General features: G+C 67.3%; 11 protein-coding genes and 4 tRNA genes. 6 read left to right on the top strand and 9 right to left on the bottom strand.

Annotation, left to right across the window (positions count from 1 at the left end; all coding sequences use genetic code 11):
* Window positions 1–4: 4 nt before the first annotated feature.
* The 6 genes from ON31_RS04010 to ON31_RS03990 form a co-directional block, all read right to left on the bottom strand.
* The gene (locus ON31_RS04010) at window positions 5–706 is read right to left on the bottom strand and encodes a polyprenol monophosphomannose synthase (protein WP_029930894.1); all 702 of its coding nucleotides are present in this window, start codon (window positions 704–706) and stop codon (window positions 5–7) included.
* Between the two features lie 151 nt (window positions 707–857).
* Window positions 858–1,034 carry a hypothetical protein gene (locus ON31_RS37230; protein ID WP_162836493.1) on the bottom strand — a complete coding sequence of 59 codons (177 nt, stop codon included), beginning with the start codon at window positions 1,032–1,034 and terminating at the stop codon, window positions 858–860.
* A gap of 179 nt (window positions 1,035–1,213) precedes the next feature.
* Window positions 1,214–1,287 (bottom strand) — tRNA-Phe (locus tag ON31_RS04005).
* Window positions 1,288–1,323: 36 nt separating this feature from the next.
* A tRNA-Asp gene (locus ON31_RS04000) sits at window positions 1,324–1,397 on the bottom strand.
* Window positions 1,398–1,428: 31 nt separating this feature from the next.
* Window positions 1,429–1,504: transfer RNA gene (locus ON31_RS03995), tRNA-Glu, on the bottom strand.
* 92 nt (window positions 1,505–1,596) lie between these two features.
* Window positions 1,597–2,262: a TetR family transcriptional regulator gene (locus tag ON31_RS03990; RefSeq protein ID WP_039809349.1), complete on the bottom strand. Its 666-nt coding sequence runs from the start codon at window positions 2,260–2,262 to the stop codon at window positions 1,597–1,599.
* A gap of 1,142 nt (window positions 2,263–3,404) precedes the next feature.
* On the opposite strand from ON31_RS03990, the gene ON31_RS03985 reads away from it, so the two are divergent.
* From ON31_RS03985 to phoU, 6 genes are all read left to right on the top strand, one after another.
* Window positions 3,405–3,477 (top strand) — tRNA-Lys (locus tag ON31_RS03985).
* Between the two features lie 135 nt (window positions 3,478–3,612).
* Window positions 3,613–4,212, top strand: coding sequence for a DUF937 domain-containing protein (locus ON31_RS03980; RefSeq protein ID WP_029930892.1), 600 nt, complete (start codon window positions 3,613–3,615; stop codon window positions 4,210–4,212).
* Between the two features lie 203 nt (window positions 4,213–4,415).
* Window positions 4,416–5,387: an acyl-ACP desaturase gene (locus ON31_RS03975; RefSeq protein ID WP_039809347.1), complete on the top strand. Its 972-nt coding sequence runs from the start codon at window positions 4,416–4,418 to the stop codon at window positions 5,385–5,387.
* A gap of 220 nt (window positions 5,388–5,607) precedes the next feature.
* Window positions 5,608–6,759: a tRNA dihydrouridine synthase DusB gene (dusB, locus tag ON31_RS03970; RefSeq protein WP_039809346.1), complete on the top strand. Its 1,152-nt coding sequence runs from the start codon at window positions 5,608–5,610 to the stop codon at window positions 6,757–6,759.
* A 109-nt stretch (window positions 6,760–6,868) separates the two neighbouring features.
* Window positions 6,869–9,370, top strand: coding sequence for an LCP family protein (locus tag ON31_RS03965; RefSeq protein ID WP_051036810.1), 2,502 nt, complete (start codon window positions 6,869–6,871; stop codon window positions 9,368–9,370).
* 101 nt (window positions 9,371–9,471) lie between these two features.
* The gene (gene phoU, locus ON31_RS03960) at window positions 9,472–10,143 is read left to right on the top strand and encodes a phosphate signaling complex protein PhoU (protein WP_029930888.1); all 672 of its coding nucleotides are present in this window, start codon (window positions 9,472–9,474) and stop codon (window positions 10,141–10,143) included.
* A 102-nt stretch (window positions 10,144–10,245) separates the two neighbouring features.
* Here the strand turns inward: phoU and ON31_RS03955 are convergent, their stop codons facing one another.
* The 3 genes from ON31_RS03955 to pstA form a co-directional block, all read right to left on the bottom strand.
* Window positions 10,246–11,880, bottom strand: a complete 1,635-nt coding sequence (locus ON31_RS03955) for an MFS transporter (RefSeq protein WP_039809344.1) — start codon at window positions 11,878–11,880, stop codon at window positions 10,246–10,248.
* Window positions 11,881–12,055: 175 nt separating this feature from the next.
* A complete protein-coding gene (gene pstB, locus ON31_RS03950) occupies window positions 12,056–12,832 on the bottom strand; it encodes a phosphate ABC transporter ATP-binding protein PstB (RefSeq protein ID WP_029930886.1) in 777 nt (258 codons plus the stop codon).
* Window positions 12,833–12,853: 21 nt separating this feature from the next.
* Entirely contained in the window at window positions 12,854–13,756 is a 903-nt protein-coding gene (pstA, locus tag ON31_RS03945) for a phosphate ABC transporter permease PstA (protein ID WP_029930885.1), read from the bottom strand.
* Window positions 13,757–13,769: the final 13 nt, after the last annotated feature.

Genomic DNA, 13,769 nt, shown 5'->3' with positions numbered 1-13,769 from the left:
TATTTCAGAGCTGGCGGCCGAACAGCAGCTTCCACGGCATGGCGGCGGATTCCAGCTGCACCTTGAGGCTCATCTTGGACGCGCCCTTGGTGCGCTCCTCGAAACGGATCGGCACCTCGGCGATCCGGATGCCCTTCTTGACCGTCCGGTAGTTCATCTCCACCTGGAACGAGTAGCCGTTCGACTTGATCGACGACACGTCGATGGCGCGCAGCGTATCCGCCTTCCACGCCTTGAACCCCGCGGTCGCGTCCTTCACGCCCAGGCGCAGGATCAGGTTCACGTAGAAGTTGGCCCAGGCCGACAGCGCCTTGCGGTACCACTTCCACTCCTCGGCGGTGGAACCGCCGGGCACGTAACGGGATCCGAGCACCACGCCCGCGTCGGTGGTCTCCAGCTTCTCCAGCATGGCCGGGATCACCTCGGCCGGGTGCGAGAGGTCGGCGTCCATCTGGATCACCACGTCCGCACCCTCGTCGAGCGCCCGGGTGATGCCCGCGATGTAGGCACGGCCCAGGCCGTCCTTCTCCGTGCGATGCAGCACGCCCACGACACTGGGCAGTTCCGCGGCGAGCTTGTCGGCGACCTCGCCGGTGCCGTCGGGAGAGTTGTCGTCCACGACCAGCACGTGCAGGTCGGGCACGGGTAGCGCGGTCAGCCGCTCCACCGCCACCGGCAGGTTCTCCCGCTCGTTGTAGGTCGGCACCACCACGGTTACCTTCAAGGCTCGCCCTCCCGCTCGATTCCGGCCCGTACGCGCGCGCGGCACGGGCGGGCATTCGTCGTTTCTGCTCCCGAAACGGTACTTGATTCACCTGAGCGACGAGTGAGCGCACCGGCAGCCGTGGGAAATGGGCTCAATCCTCGGCTTCGTCGGCCGCTTTGTTCCGCGCCCTGGCGATCTCCAAAGCCCGCTCCGCCGTGGCTTTGTCGGGGTAGGGGCCCATCCGTTCGCCCACCCAGTGCTGCTTGCCCTGTTCCGCCCGGTGATGTTTCAGGCAGTAGTACCACTGATCATCCGAGTTGTCAGCCATACCTCCAGCATCCCACCGCGATCACGACGGCGGATGTGAAACACACGGCAGCGCGACAGTAGGGCGTCAATTCGAAATTTCGAAGTGAAAAACTCGCCGTGACAGCTACGGCCTGGATATCCCGCCCGGAAACGAACAATGGGTGTTGCACACACTGTGTGCAACACCCATTCGAACCGTGGCCAAGGCCGGGATCGAACCGGCGACCTTCCGCTTTTCAGGCGGACGCTCGTACCAACTGAGCTACCTGGCCGGAGGCACCCGTACCGAATGCCAAGCTGTAGTCTTGCGACCCTGACGGGACTCGAACCCGCGACCTCCGCCGTGACAGGGCGGCGCGCTAACCAACTGCGCCACAGGGCCTTGCTTGCTCCTCCAGCGGTGTTTCCACCACTGGTACCCCCTACGGGATTCGAACCCGCGCTACCGCCTTGAAAGGGCGGCGTCCTAGGCCGCTAGACGAAGGGGGCCCGCCGGATGTCTCCGGACCGTTTGCTCAACGGCTTCCGTTGGGAGCGGAGATAGCTTATGACAGCTCGCCGCTTATTCCCAAATCTGCTGGTCAGAGTGCCAAATTGAGATCCTCCAACCGGGCGTTCACCCGCCAGCCCACACGGCGGAACTCCTCGGACCACTCCGGGGTGGCCGTCGCCTCGATGATCACCTCGAGCGCCTCACGGAACCGGGAACGCAGATCCCCGGGGCCGCCGAGCACATCCGCGATGTAGCGCTGACCGGCCAGGGCGGCGGCCAGGGTGCGGGTGAAGCGGTCCGGATCGGCGTCCGGCCGCAGCTGCTTGTGCTCGATCGCCCGCACCGCGAGCAGCCTGATGGCGCGGCCGAGAATGCGCCCGCCACCGGCCTGGATGTCGCGGTAGAACTCCGGTTCGATGATGAGCCGGAACTCCGCCTGGATGATGATGTCATTCTCCAGGCGCAGCGCGATCTCGTCGACCATCCCGTGCAGGATGTCGAGCGGACCGAGATCGCCTCGGGTGAGCCATCTTTCGGTGGACGCGCGGTAGCGGTCCACGGCCGCTTCCAAGACCGCGCGAGCGAGATCCTCCTTGGAGTCGAAGTGGAAGTACATGGCGCCCTTGGTGGCGCGAGAACCTTCCAATATGCGGTTGAGCGATGCAGCGGCATAGCCGCTCTTCCCGAACTCAACGGCGGCGGACCTGATGATCGCCGCACGTGTCCGGCGGGCCCGCTCTTGCTGCCGTGCCATGCTCGAAACGCCTCCGAAGCTAGCTAACCGCCGTTGCGCCATTCTCCACGGTGAGAACAGCCATCCGGCGCAAAGTTACGTGTCTTTCAAATACTTCAGAACGGGCTTGCGCCCGAATTACCAAACTTGTGGTACGAAAAAGCGCGAAAAACTTGAAACACACCAACTGGTATAGTTTTTCCCGCCCGGGTGCGGCCGCAGGGGGTGCGCACCCGGGCGTTCACGTCGTCTGGTCGCCTCCCGCTGCCTCTCTTCTGGAGCCGCGATCGGCCAGACCGGTCGCGACACGTTCGGGCACATCAACGATAAGCCGAATCCCGTGCCGCCGGGGCAATCCCGGTTCTTCGGGAATTCACCAGTCGGTCACCGTACCCGGAAAGCGCACTCCGCGTGGTGTGTACCGGAAAGTCAGTTAGCCAGAACGTCCCCTATCTCGTTCCGCAATTCTGCAGCAACCGGTTGGGCGATTGGTCCGAAAGGACGAATTCACCCTTATCCCACGGAGGTTCGACGCGCCCGCCGACTCCGCCGCGACCGCCCGCGCGCGAGCCGCGCCGCCACCACGACACCGCCCGCCCGGCGCCGCCCCCGCCCGGTAACCACACCCCCCACCAATTACATTGCCACACATCACGATTGGATGATATTCGGAGGACGGCCACCTGAAACAATCTGGGTGTCAATACGATTGCCAGCCCTTCCGGCGGCCCCCTGCCCAACCACCGCCCGCCCCGGCCGAACCCGCCCCGACCCCCATACCGCCCACCCCCGGTGATCATCCGGAGCGGAGATCGATCCGGATACGGCGGAACACCCGCATCCACACCGGTTCACCGCCGAGGGTATCCCCGATCGCTCCCCCATCCACCCTGGAGCACCCATCCGGAATCCCCTCTCCCCGGCCTGCCCCACGCCAGCCACACCCCCAACCGCGCAAACAGACCGCTCAGCCCCCCTGGGACCACCCGAGCACGACACCCAATGCCCCCACGCCGCCGCCCCGCCCCACGAGAACCACCACTCCCCACACGCCGCAACACCACCCGCTCAACTGCCATGACCTGCACAAACATCCAGTGCTAACCACCAACCGGATACTCGGTTAACACTTCCGGGGCGGGCACATTAAACTGGCCTCCCGCGCCCCTATAGCTCAGTTGGTAGAGCTACGGACTTTTAATCCGCAGGTCCCAGGTTCGAGCCCTGGTGGGGGCACTCGCGTGGCGGCGGGCGTGGAACCGACCTTCCGGTCCGCCGCCACACCCGCGAATTCATGGCAACATCCCCCGTTTTCCCCTAGGGTGAGCCCGATAGGCCTTTTCCCGGGAACCCCAAAAACAGGCGGAACTCATGACTTCCTTCGATGACCTGCTCTCCCAAGTCCCCGTCTCCCAGATCGCCGGGAAGCTCGGCGTGGACGAGGCAACCGCGAACACCGCCATCCAGGCCGCCATCCCCGTGCTACTGGGCGGCTTGCAGGCAAAGGCCAGCAACCCCGAGGCCGCGTCGGCGATCGAAGGGGAGATCGCCAACCAGCCGAGCAACCTGCTCGACGGCGGCGTCGATATCGACCAGGTCGATGTGGCGGGCGGCGACAAGATCGTCGACCAGACCTTCGGAACCGAGAAGAACACCGTCATGAGCGCGCTCGGCGATGTCGGCGGCGCGGGCGGCCAGGATCTGATGGCCAAGCTGATGCCCATGCTCGCCCCCATCGTCCTCGCGTACCTTGGGAAGAAGGTGCTCGGCGGTGCGGGTGGCGGTGCGGCCACCCAGGCCGGCGGCGGCGGGCTCGGCGACATCCTCGGCAGTCTGCTCGGCGGGGCCACCGGCGGCGGCTCGGGCAGCGGTGCGGGTGGACTCGGCGGCGCGCTGGGCGACGCACTCGGCAAGAACGCGGGCAATGTGCTCGGCAATGTTTTGGGCGGCCTGCTCGGCGGTAAGAAGTGAAAATCGCCGGAAGCTAACGAAATACGGCCCACGGCGATGGAGAACACGTCGTGGGCCGTCATCCATATGACATCGATCACCGCCGCCGCAATGCTGGTCGTATGCGTTTCGCATCACACCTACGGTGCCGTAAGGTATGGGACCGCGGCGGCATGGCCTGCGAGGGAACCACTGGAAGTTCGCACGACACGAAGGGCGTATACATGGCAAGGGATCTGACTCAACTCGAGTTGCTGATGGAGTTGGAGCCGGTTGCCGAGGAGAACGTCAACCGCCACCTCTCCCTGGCCAAGGACTGGCATCCGCACGACTACGTGCCGTGGGACGAGGGCCGCAACTTCGCCGCCATGGGCGGCGAGGACTGGGACCCGTCACAGTCGAAGCTGAACGAGGTCGCCAAGGCGGCGATGATCACCAACCTCCTCACCGAGGACAACCTGCCCTCCTATCACCGCGAAATCGCCGAGAACTTCTCCCAGGACGGCGCCTGGGGCACCTGGGTCGGTCGCTGGACCGCCGAGGAGAACCGGCACGGCATCGTCATGCGCGACTACCTGGTCGTCACCCGCGGCGTGGACCCGGTGGCGCTCGAGGAAGCGCGCATGGTCCACATGACCAACGGCTTCGCCTCCCCCACCGAGGAGGACGCCGGATTCCTGCATTCGGTCGCGTACGTGACCTTCCAGGAGCTGGCCACCCGCGTCTCCCACCGCAACACCGGCAAGGTGTGCGACGACCCGATCGCCGACCGCATGCTGCAGCGCATCGCGGCCGACGAGAACCTGCACATGATCTTCTACCGGAACATGTGCGGCGCGGCGCTGGACCTGTCGCCCGATCAGGCGCTCGACGCCATCACCCTGATCCTGGAGAACTTCCAGATGCCGGGCGCGGGCATGCCCAACTTCCGCCGCAACGGCGTGCTCATGGCCAAGCACGGCATCTACGACCTGCGCCAGCACCTCGAAGAGGTGGTCAACCCGGTGCTCAAGAAGTGGAAGATCTTCGAGCGCACCGACTTCACCGCGCGCGGTGAGCAGACCCGCGAACGGCTGGGCCTGTTCCTGGAGAAGCTGTCCAAGGACGTGGAGAAGTTCGAGGAGCAGCGCGACCGCATGCTGGCCCGCGAGGCCGCCAAGCGCGAGAAGGCGCTCGCGGGAGCCGGGATCAGCTGATCCGTGCCTCGACTCGTCGGCCCGGTCGCACACGCCGTGCGACCGGGCCGCATCCGTCGCGCCCGCGGGGACGACTGCCTGGTACCCGCCTCGGCCCCACGGTGACGGCCGAGCGAACGCCCCGCCGCCGGTCGCCGAGCGGCGGCGAAACGATCACGGCCGAGCCGGTCGGCGGGTGTGTGGCCGAGACCACTACCCGACTGATGCGACAATCGATCTCGTGACGACGTCCCTGGAAACCGCTGCGAGCAGTCTGCGGATCGGCCCCTACCCGGTCGATCCGCCGGTCGTGCTCGCCCCGATGGCCGGAATCACCAACGTCGCCTTCCGCACCCTGTGCCGCGAATTCGGCAGCGCCACCTCCATCTACGTGTGCGAGATGATCACCGCCCGCGCGGTGGTGGAGCGCAATGAGAAGACACTGCACATGATGTCGTTCGGGCCCGACGAGAGCCCGCGGTCCATGCAGCTGTACGGCGTCGACCCGAAAACCCTCGGCGAGGCCGTGCGCATCGTCGTCGGCGAGGGCTGGGCCGACCACATCGACCTCAATCTCGGCTGCCCGGTACCCAAGGTGACCCGCCTCGGCGGCGGCGCGGCGCTGCCCTACAAGCGGGAGCTGTTCCGGGCCATCGTGCGGGAGATGGTGGCGGCGGCCGCACCGGCCGGAGTGCCGATCACGGTGAAATTCCGCATCGGCATCGACGACGACCACATCACCTATCTCGACACCGGACGCATCGCCGAGGCCGAAGGCGCGGCGGCGGTCGCGTTGCACGCGCGCACCGCGGCGCAGCGGTACTCCGGGGAGGCCGACTGGACCGCCATCGCGCGGCTCAAGGAGGCCGTCACCACCATTCCGGTACTCGGCAACGGCGACATCTTCAGCGCCGACGACGCGGTGACCATGATGGCGAAAACGGGCTGCGACGGTGTCGTCGTCGGCCGCGGCTGCCTCGGACGGCCCTGGCTGTTCGCCGAACTCGAGGCCGCGCTGCGCGGCGAACCCGTCCCGACCCCGCCGAATCTCGGCAAGGTCGGCGAGATCCTGTACCGGCACGCGTCCCTGCTCGCCGACCACGACGGCGAGGACAAGGGCATGCGCGACCTGCGCAAGCACATGGCCTGGTACCTCATGGGCTTCCCGGTCGGCTCCGAACTGCGGCGCAGGTTCGCCACCGTCGGCAGCCTCGCCGAACTCTCCGACCTCATCGGACAGCTCGATCCCACCGCGCCGTTCCCCAAGGACGCGGAGGGCCCGCGCGGCAGACAGGGCTCACCGGGCAAGGTGGCGCTGCCGCACGGCTGGCTCGACGATCCCGACGACTGCGCGGTCCCGACCGCGGCGGATGTCATGCACAGCGGCGGCTGACGTGGGCTCCGGCGGCGGCTGAGACCGCGCGGTTCTCTGGTTCGACTGGTCCGTTGTGGCGAAATCGTTATCATGGCCTCTGCATCGAAGAGCAAAGTGAGGTTCGTTGGTGGGTGACGATCGGTACGGGCGTACGCCACGGCCCGGAGGTCGCGCCCCGTGGGAGCGCTACCCCGCGGACGAGGCGGAGCAGCCGCGCGGCCGCCGGAATCGGCACGCCGATGACGCCACCAACGGATCCGCGCCCATCTCGGTGCAGGACCTCGTGGAGAAGGTCGACAACGAGCGCAAGGGCCGACGCCGACGCCGCGCCGAATCCGATACACCGGAGATCGACGCCTGGGACGCCGAGCCCACCAACGGATCTCGCGGCACCACTGCGTCCCGCGGCGCCAACGGAGCGCGCGGGGCCGACGCCCACGGCGCCCGGCGCGCGGTCGATCAGACCGGAGCGCGCCGCGCCGTCCCGACCGAGGTGAACGGCCTGGGCGGCGGCGCGGACTCCGCCCCGGTGCGCCGCCCCGCCCCGGGCGACTCGGGAGCGATACGCCGTCCCGCCCCGATGGATTCGGCTCCGACCCGACGTCCGGCTCCGGTGGACTCCACACCCACCCGGCGGCCCGCTCCGGTGGACTCGACACCAACCCGACGGCCCGCCCCGGGCGAATCCGGCGCCATCCGCCGCCCGGCCCCGGGCGAATCCGGTGCGATCGGCCGACAGGGGCCCGCGGACTCGGGTGCCGTACGTCGCCCGCCCCCAGGCGAATCCGGTGCGGCCCGGCAGTCCCCCGCCGACTCCGGCGCCATCCGCCGACCGCCCCCGAGCGAATCCGGCGCCATGGCCCGGCAAGTCCCCGCGGACTCCGCTCCGGTGCGGCGCGCGCCGTGGGGTAAGGGCAAGGGGGCCGCGAATGCCGCTGCGGCGGGGCCGGTTCGGGCCGCCGCCGCCGATCCGGTCACCGAGGAACTGCCGCCCGTGACGGGTCCGGCACCGGAACCGGAAGAGCCGCGGCCCATTCGGGGCGTCGCCTCACCGGCCGACTACCCCACCACCGCACTGCCCACGGCGGTCGGCGCCAAGCCGCTGTCCCGCCTGGCCGGGAATCGGCAGCGCCGCAGCAAGCGGTTGCGGCTGGCCGGCCGCAGCACCGCCGCCGTCGTCGCGGTCATCGCACTGCTCGTCACCGGTGGCGGATGGAGCTATCTGAAGGCCAAGGACAATGGCTTCAACCAGGTTTCGGCGCTCGACGAGAACTCCGCCGACATCATCGACGCCAATGCGCAGTTCGGCGACGAGACCTTCCTCATCGTCGGCACCGACACCCGCGCGGGCGTGAACTCCGAACTCGGTGCGGGCACCACCGAGGATGCCGAGGGCGCGCGCGCCGACACCGTCATGCTGGTCAATATTCCGGCCAAGCGGGATCGCGTTGTGGCCGTGTCCTTCCCGCGCGACCTGGATGTCACCCGGCCGGTGTGCGAGGGCTGGGACAACGAAGCGGCGAAGTACAGTTCGGAGAGCTTCCCCTCGGCCATCGGGGACAAACTCAACGCCACCTACGCGCTCGGCGGGCCCAAATGCCTGACCAAGGTCATCCAGAAGATGACCGGCCTCAAGATCAACCACTTCGTCGGCATCGACTTCGCGGGCTTCGAGGCCATGGTCGACACCATCGGCGGCGTCGAGGTGTGCACCACCAAACCGCTGATCGACGACACCCTCGGCACCATCCTCACCGAACCGGGCAAGCAGATCGTCAACGGCGCGACCGCACTCGACTACGTGCGCGCCCGGCACGTCTACGGCGAGGAGCGCAGCGACTACGACCGCATCAACCGGCAGCAGCGATTCCTGGCCTCGCTGCTGCGCGGGGCGCTGTCCAGCAAGGTGCTGTTCGACCTGGGCAAGCTCAACGGCTTCATCAACGGCTTCGCACAGCACTCGTTCATGGACAACGTGAACACCAAGGACCTGCTCACGCTGGGCCGGTCGCTGCAGAAGGTGGACGCCGGCGCGATCACCTTCCTCACCATCCCCACCGCGGGCACCACGTCGTACGGCAACGAGATTCCACGCGAATCCGATATCAAGGCCATCTTCCAGGCCATCATCGACGACCAGCCGCTGCCCGGGGAGAAGAAGCCCGAACCAGAGGAGACCAGCACCACGCAGGCCCCGCCGACCAAGCCGAAGCTGACGGCGGTCGATCCGAGCATGGTGTCGCTCCAGGTGTCCAACGGCTCCGGAATCTCGGGCATCGCCTCGACCACCGCCACCAAACTCGCCAACCAGGGCTTCCAGATCTACAGCACCGGCAACTACGCCGAGGGCTCGTCCGCCACCACCAAGGTCCGCTACTCCGGCAGCGACCAGGAGGCCGCGGCCGCCACCGTGGCCAGCGCGATCCCGGGTGCGTCCCTGGAGTCCACCACCGGGCTCGGCAGCATCGTGGAGGTGGTGCTCGGCTCCGATTTCACCGGCACCGTGAAGACGCCGACCACCTTCGGTCAGACGCTGCCCGACGCGCCGGCCTCCACCGCCGAGGAGACGCCGATCACACTGCCGTCCGATCTGGAGCATGTGAACGCGGCCGACGACACCTGCAAGTAGCGGCCACGCCGCCAGCGGTGACGGACGACATGCCGACCCGGCACCGATGATTCACCGACCGTTGGTGACTTGGTCAGCGATGGCTACTAGTGTCTTGACTCATGCGTGTCATCTACAACGAACAAATGGCCGAGCTCGCCGACCTGCTCGGCGGCATGGCCGGCCTCGCGGGCGACGCGATGGAGCGGGCGACCAAGTCGCTGCTCGACGCCGACCTCGAAATGGCCGAGCAGGTGATCACCGAATACGACCGGATCGCCGAGATGATCACGCTGGCCGAGGAGAAGGCATTCGCGCTGCTCGCCCTCCAGGCGCCGGTGGCCGGCGACCTGCGCCAGGTGGTGAGCGCCATCCAGATCGTCTCCGACGTGAACCGCATGGGCGTGCTCGCCCTGCACGTCGCCAAGATGACGCGGCGTCGGTTCCCGAACCACACGGTGCCCGAGGCGGTCAATTCCTACTTCGCGGAAATGGGACGCATCGCGGTCAAGATGGGCGCGGCGGCCAAGGACGTGCTGGAGACCCGCGATCCCGAGCGCGCCGCCAAGCTCAATGACGACGACGAGGCGATGGACGATCTGCACAAGCATCTGTTCACGCTCATCATGGACCGCGACTGGGAGCACGGTGTGGCCGCCGCCGTCGACGTGGCGCTGCTGGGCCGCTACTACGAGCGCTTCGCCGATCACGCCGTGGAGATCGGCCGTCGCGTGGTGTTCCTGGTGACCGGCGTGTTGCCGCCCGATCCGGATCAGGAGAAGGAATCTCTCTGACCGTCCGATATGACGCGCGATTCGGCCGCCCGGTACTCCGGGCGGCCGAATGCGTTTCAGGGCTGAGGATTTCGGTGCGGCAACACCTCCGCCCGGCGGACTTCAGTCCGTCTTCGGCTCATCGTCGGTGGTATCGGCATCGCGCCAGCCGAGCAGCAGCGACCGGTTGCGTTCCGGCTTCCAGGGCAGCGCGAGGGCCACGATGACGGCGCACACCACCAGCGTGCCCACCGCGACCATGGAGGCCGCGTGCGAGCCCTCCAGCGCCGCGACCTTCATGGCGTGCACCAGATCCGCGCGCGGCTGCTCCAGCAGCGGGTTGAGCGGTGCCTTCACGATCTCCAGCACGCTGATCGGGGTGTTGGAGGCCAGTTCCTTCTGCTGGGCGTTCATGATGGCCTCCGGCACCGCGGCAATGCGTCCGCTCACCCGGTCGGCGTAGATGGAGCTCATGATGGAGCCGAGCAGTGCCACCCCGAGCGCGCCGCCGACCTCACGGGTGGTGTCGTTGACCGCCGAACCGGCACCGGCCTCCTCCAGCGGGACCGAACCCATGATGGACTCGGTGGCGGGACCCTGCACCACCGCGAAGCCGATGCCCATGAGCACCATGGAGACCAGAACCGGCCCCAGGTACGGGGTTTCGACCGTGGTCTGCCCAGCGATGTACATGGCGACCGCCAGCACGAGCACACCGGTCACGATGACCGCGGTCGCACCGACCCGCTGGGCGATCAGGGTCGCGGCCGGGGCTCCGATACCCACCGCCAGCGCGAAAGGCAGTGAGTGGATGCCGAATTCGAGCGGGGACAGCTCCTTGACGCCCTGGAAGTACTGGGTGATGAGGAACAGGAAGCCGAAGGCGCAGAAGTAGGACACCGTGATCGCCAGCGCGGGCACCGCGAAGCGGCGGATCCGGAACAGCCGCATGTTCAGCACCGGGGTCCGCACCCGCAACTCCCAGGCCACGAAGGCGGCCAGCGCGGCCGCCGAGATCGCGTATCCCAGTAGGCTTTCCGCGGACAGCCAGCCGTGCTTGGGCGCTTCGATGATCGACCAGACCAGCAGCGTGACACCCGCCAGCGACAGCACGATGCCGATGCGATCCAGGCGATCCACATGCGACGCACGGGATTCCGGCGTGGTGAACCAGACCGCGACGATGGCGATCACGGCCACCGGTACGTTGATCCAGAACACCGAATGCCAGCTGAAGTGCTCGAGCAGCCAGCCGCCGACGGTCGGGCCGATGGCGATCGCGATGCCCGCCATGGCGGTCCACACGGCGATGGCGGCGGCGCGTTCCCGCGCGGTGGTGAAGATATTGGTGAGCAGCGCCAGGGTCGCCGGGAAGACCATGGCCGCGAAGATGCCCATGCCCGCGCGCGCCGCGATCACCTGGCCCAGCCCCGAGGCCAGCGCACCCGCCGCCGACATGACGGCCACACCGGCCAGACCCCACACCAGGAACCGTTTGCGCCCGTATCGGTCGCCCAGATGCCCCATGGCGAGCAGGAGGCCGGAGAACGCCAGGGTGAACGCGTCCACGATCCACTGGAGCCCGGCCATATCGGCCTGCAACTGCACAGCCATCGACGGCAGCGCCACGTTCACGAGCGTGTTGTCGAGTACCACGAGCAGTTCGGCGAGACAGATGGCGATCAAGGCCGCCACTCTGCCCCGCCCGGACAAGACGATCCGTGCTTCGGACTGCTGGATCGACGCTGATATAGCCATCCTCCGCCTCCTAGGTATAACGATCGGTTTAGTTACCTAGGACACTAACTGTTACCGGCAGTTGCACACAATGGGAGGCCGCCCATATGACGCAGCTAACACTCGGCACCGCAGAGCTCTGAGATACGAAAGACCCCGGGTCCGATCGGACCCGGGGTCGTGAGATTCGCACGTCCTAGCCGAAGCGGCCGGAGATGTAGTCCTCGGTGGCCTTCTGCGACGGGTTGGAGAAGATCTTCTCCGTCTCGTCGATCTCGACCAGCTTGCCGGGCTTGCCCTGCGCCTCCAGGTTGAAGAACGCCGTCTGGTCACTCACCCGCGCGGCCTGCTGCATGTTGTGGGTGACGATGACGATGGTGAACTCCTTCTTCAGCTCCGCGATGAGATCCTCGATCGCGAGCGTGGAGATGGGGTCCAGGGCCGAACACGGCTCGTCCATGAGCAGCACGTCGGGCGAGACCGCGATGGCGCGGGCGATGCACAGACGCTGCTGCTGACCACCGGAGAGACCGCCACCGGGCTTGTCGAGGCGGTCCTTGACCTCGGTCCAGAGGTTCGCACCGCGCAGCGAGCGCTCGGCGACCTCGTCGAGCTCCTTCTTGTTGCGCACACCCTGCAACTTGAGTCCGGCCACCACATTGTCGCGAATCGACATGGTGGGGAACGGGTTCGGACGCTGGAACACCATGCCGATGGTGCGGCGCACACCCACCGGGTCGATGGCCGCCCCGTAGATGTCCTCGCCGTCGAGCAGCACCGCGCCCTCGACGCGCGCACCCGGGGTCACCTCGTGCATGCGGTTGAGCGAACGCAGCACTGTGGACTTGCCGCAGCCGGACGGACCGATGAAGGCGGTCACGCTGCGCGGCAGCACGGTGAGCGAAACGTCCTTCACGGCGTGGAAGGCGCTGTAGTAGATATTCAGATCTTTGACGTCGATCCGCTTGGCCATCTCGTCTTTATCCGTTCCGCTCTATCGGTTCCGCGTCAGGAACTTGTTGACCGCCGCGGCGGCAAGGTACAGCAGGGCGATCATCAGGATCAGCGTCAGCGCCGCACCCCACACCCGCAGTCGGCCCGCGGGTTCGGGATTGGCCAGCTCCTGGTAGATCAGCAGCGGCAGCGACGCCATATTGCCGTCGAAGATGTTCGAGTTGATCGACTTGCTGTAGCCGACCAGCACCAGCACCGGGGCCGTCTCGCCCATGACGCGGGCCAGCGACAGCAGGATGCCGCTGATCATGCCGGGCAGCGCCGTCGGCACCACGATCCGCACGATGGTCTTCCACTTCGGCACGCCCAGCGCGTAGGACGCCTCGCGCAGCTCGTCGGGGACGAGCTTGAGCATCTCCTCCGTGGAGCGCACCACCACCGGCAGCATGAGCAGCACCAGCGCCAGCGATACCGCCAGCGCGCTCTGCGGGAAGCCCAGCGTGGCGATCCACAGCGCGAAGATGAACAGCGCGGCCACGATGGACGGCACACCGGCGAGGATGTCGACCATGAAGGTGGTGGTCTTCGCCAGCCAGCCGCGGCCGTACTCGACGAGGAAGATGGCGGCCATGATGCCCAGCGGCACCGCGATGACCGCGGCCACCGCGGACTGCACGATGGTGCCGTAGATGGCGTGGTACACGCCGCCCGCGGTCTGATCCGGCAGCACGCCCTTCTGCGAATTCGTCCACCAGGTCGGCGAGACGATCGCCTCGAAGCCCTTGCTGACCACCATGAAAAGCACCCAGCCCAGCGGGATGAGGGCGATCACGAAGCAGGCCCACACCACACCGGTGGCGATGTTGTTGCGCACCCGGCGGCCCAGGCTGGTCTCGCGGAAGGTCGGGGCCTTGACCGGCTTGTCGAGCAGTACGGTACTCATCCGTTCACCTTCC

Origin of the sequence: Nocardia otitidiscaviarum NBRC 14405 (genome assembly GCF_000308635.1) — a bacterium.
Classification (GTDB): Bacteria; Actinomycetota; Actinomycetes; order Mycobacteriales; family Mycobacteriaceae; genus Nocardia; species Nocardia otitidiscaviarum.
This window is presented reverse-complemented; position numbering and strand designations above follow the sequence as displayed.

Coding starts and splice junctions, on each gene's coding strand:
- ON31_RS37230 (WP_162836493.1), bottom strand. CDS start 1,034: ATGGCTGACAACTCGGATGATCAGTGGTACTACTGCCTGAAACATCAC.
- ON31_RS03990 (WP_039809349.1), bottom strand. CDS start 2,262: ATGGCACGGCAGCAAGAGCGGGCCCGCCGGACACGTGCGGCGATCATC.
- ON31_RS03980 (WP_029930892.1), top strand. CDS start 3,613: ATGACTTCCTTCGATGACCTGCTCTCCCAAGTCCCCGTCTCCCAGATC.
- ON31_RS03975 (WP_039809347.1), top strand. CDS start 4,416: ATGGCAAGGGATCTGACTCAACTCGAGTTGCTGATGGAGTTGGAGCCG.
- phoU (WP_029930888.1), top strand. CDS start 9,472: ATGCGTGTCATCTACAACGAACAAATGGCCGAGCTCGCCGACCTGCTC.
- ON31_RS03955 (WP_039809344.1), bottom strand. CDS start 11,880: ATGGCTATATCAGCGTCGATCCAGCAGTCCGAAGCACGGATCGTCTTG.
- pstB (WP_029930886.1), bottom strand. CDS start 12,832: ATGGCCAAGCGGATCGACGTCAAAGATCTGAATATCTACTACAGCGCC.
- pstA (WP_029930885.1), bottom strand. CDS start 13,756: ATGAGTACCGTACTGCTCGACAAGCCGGTCAAGGCCCCGACCTTCCGC.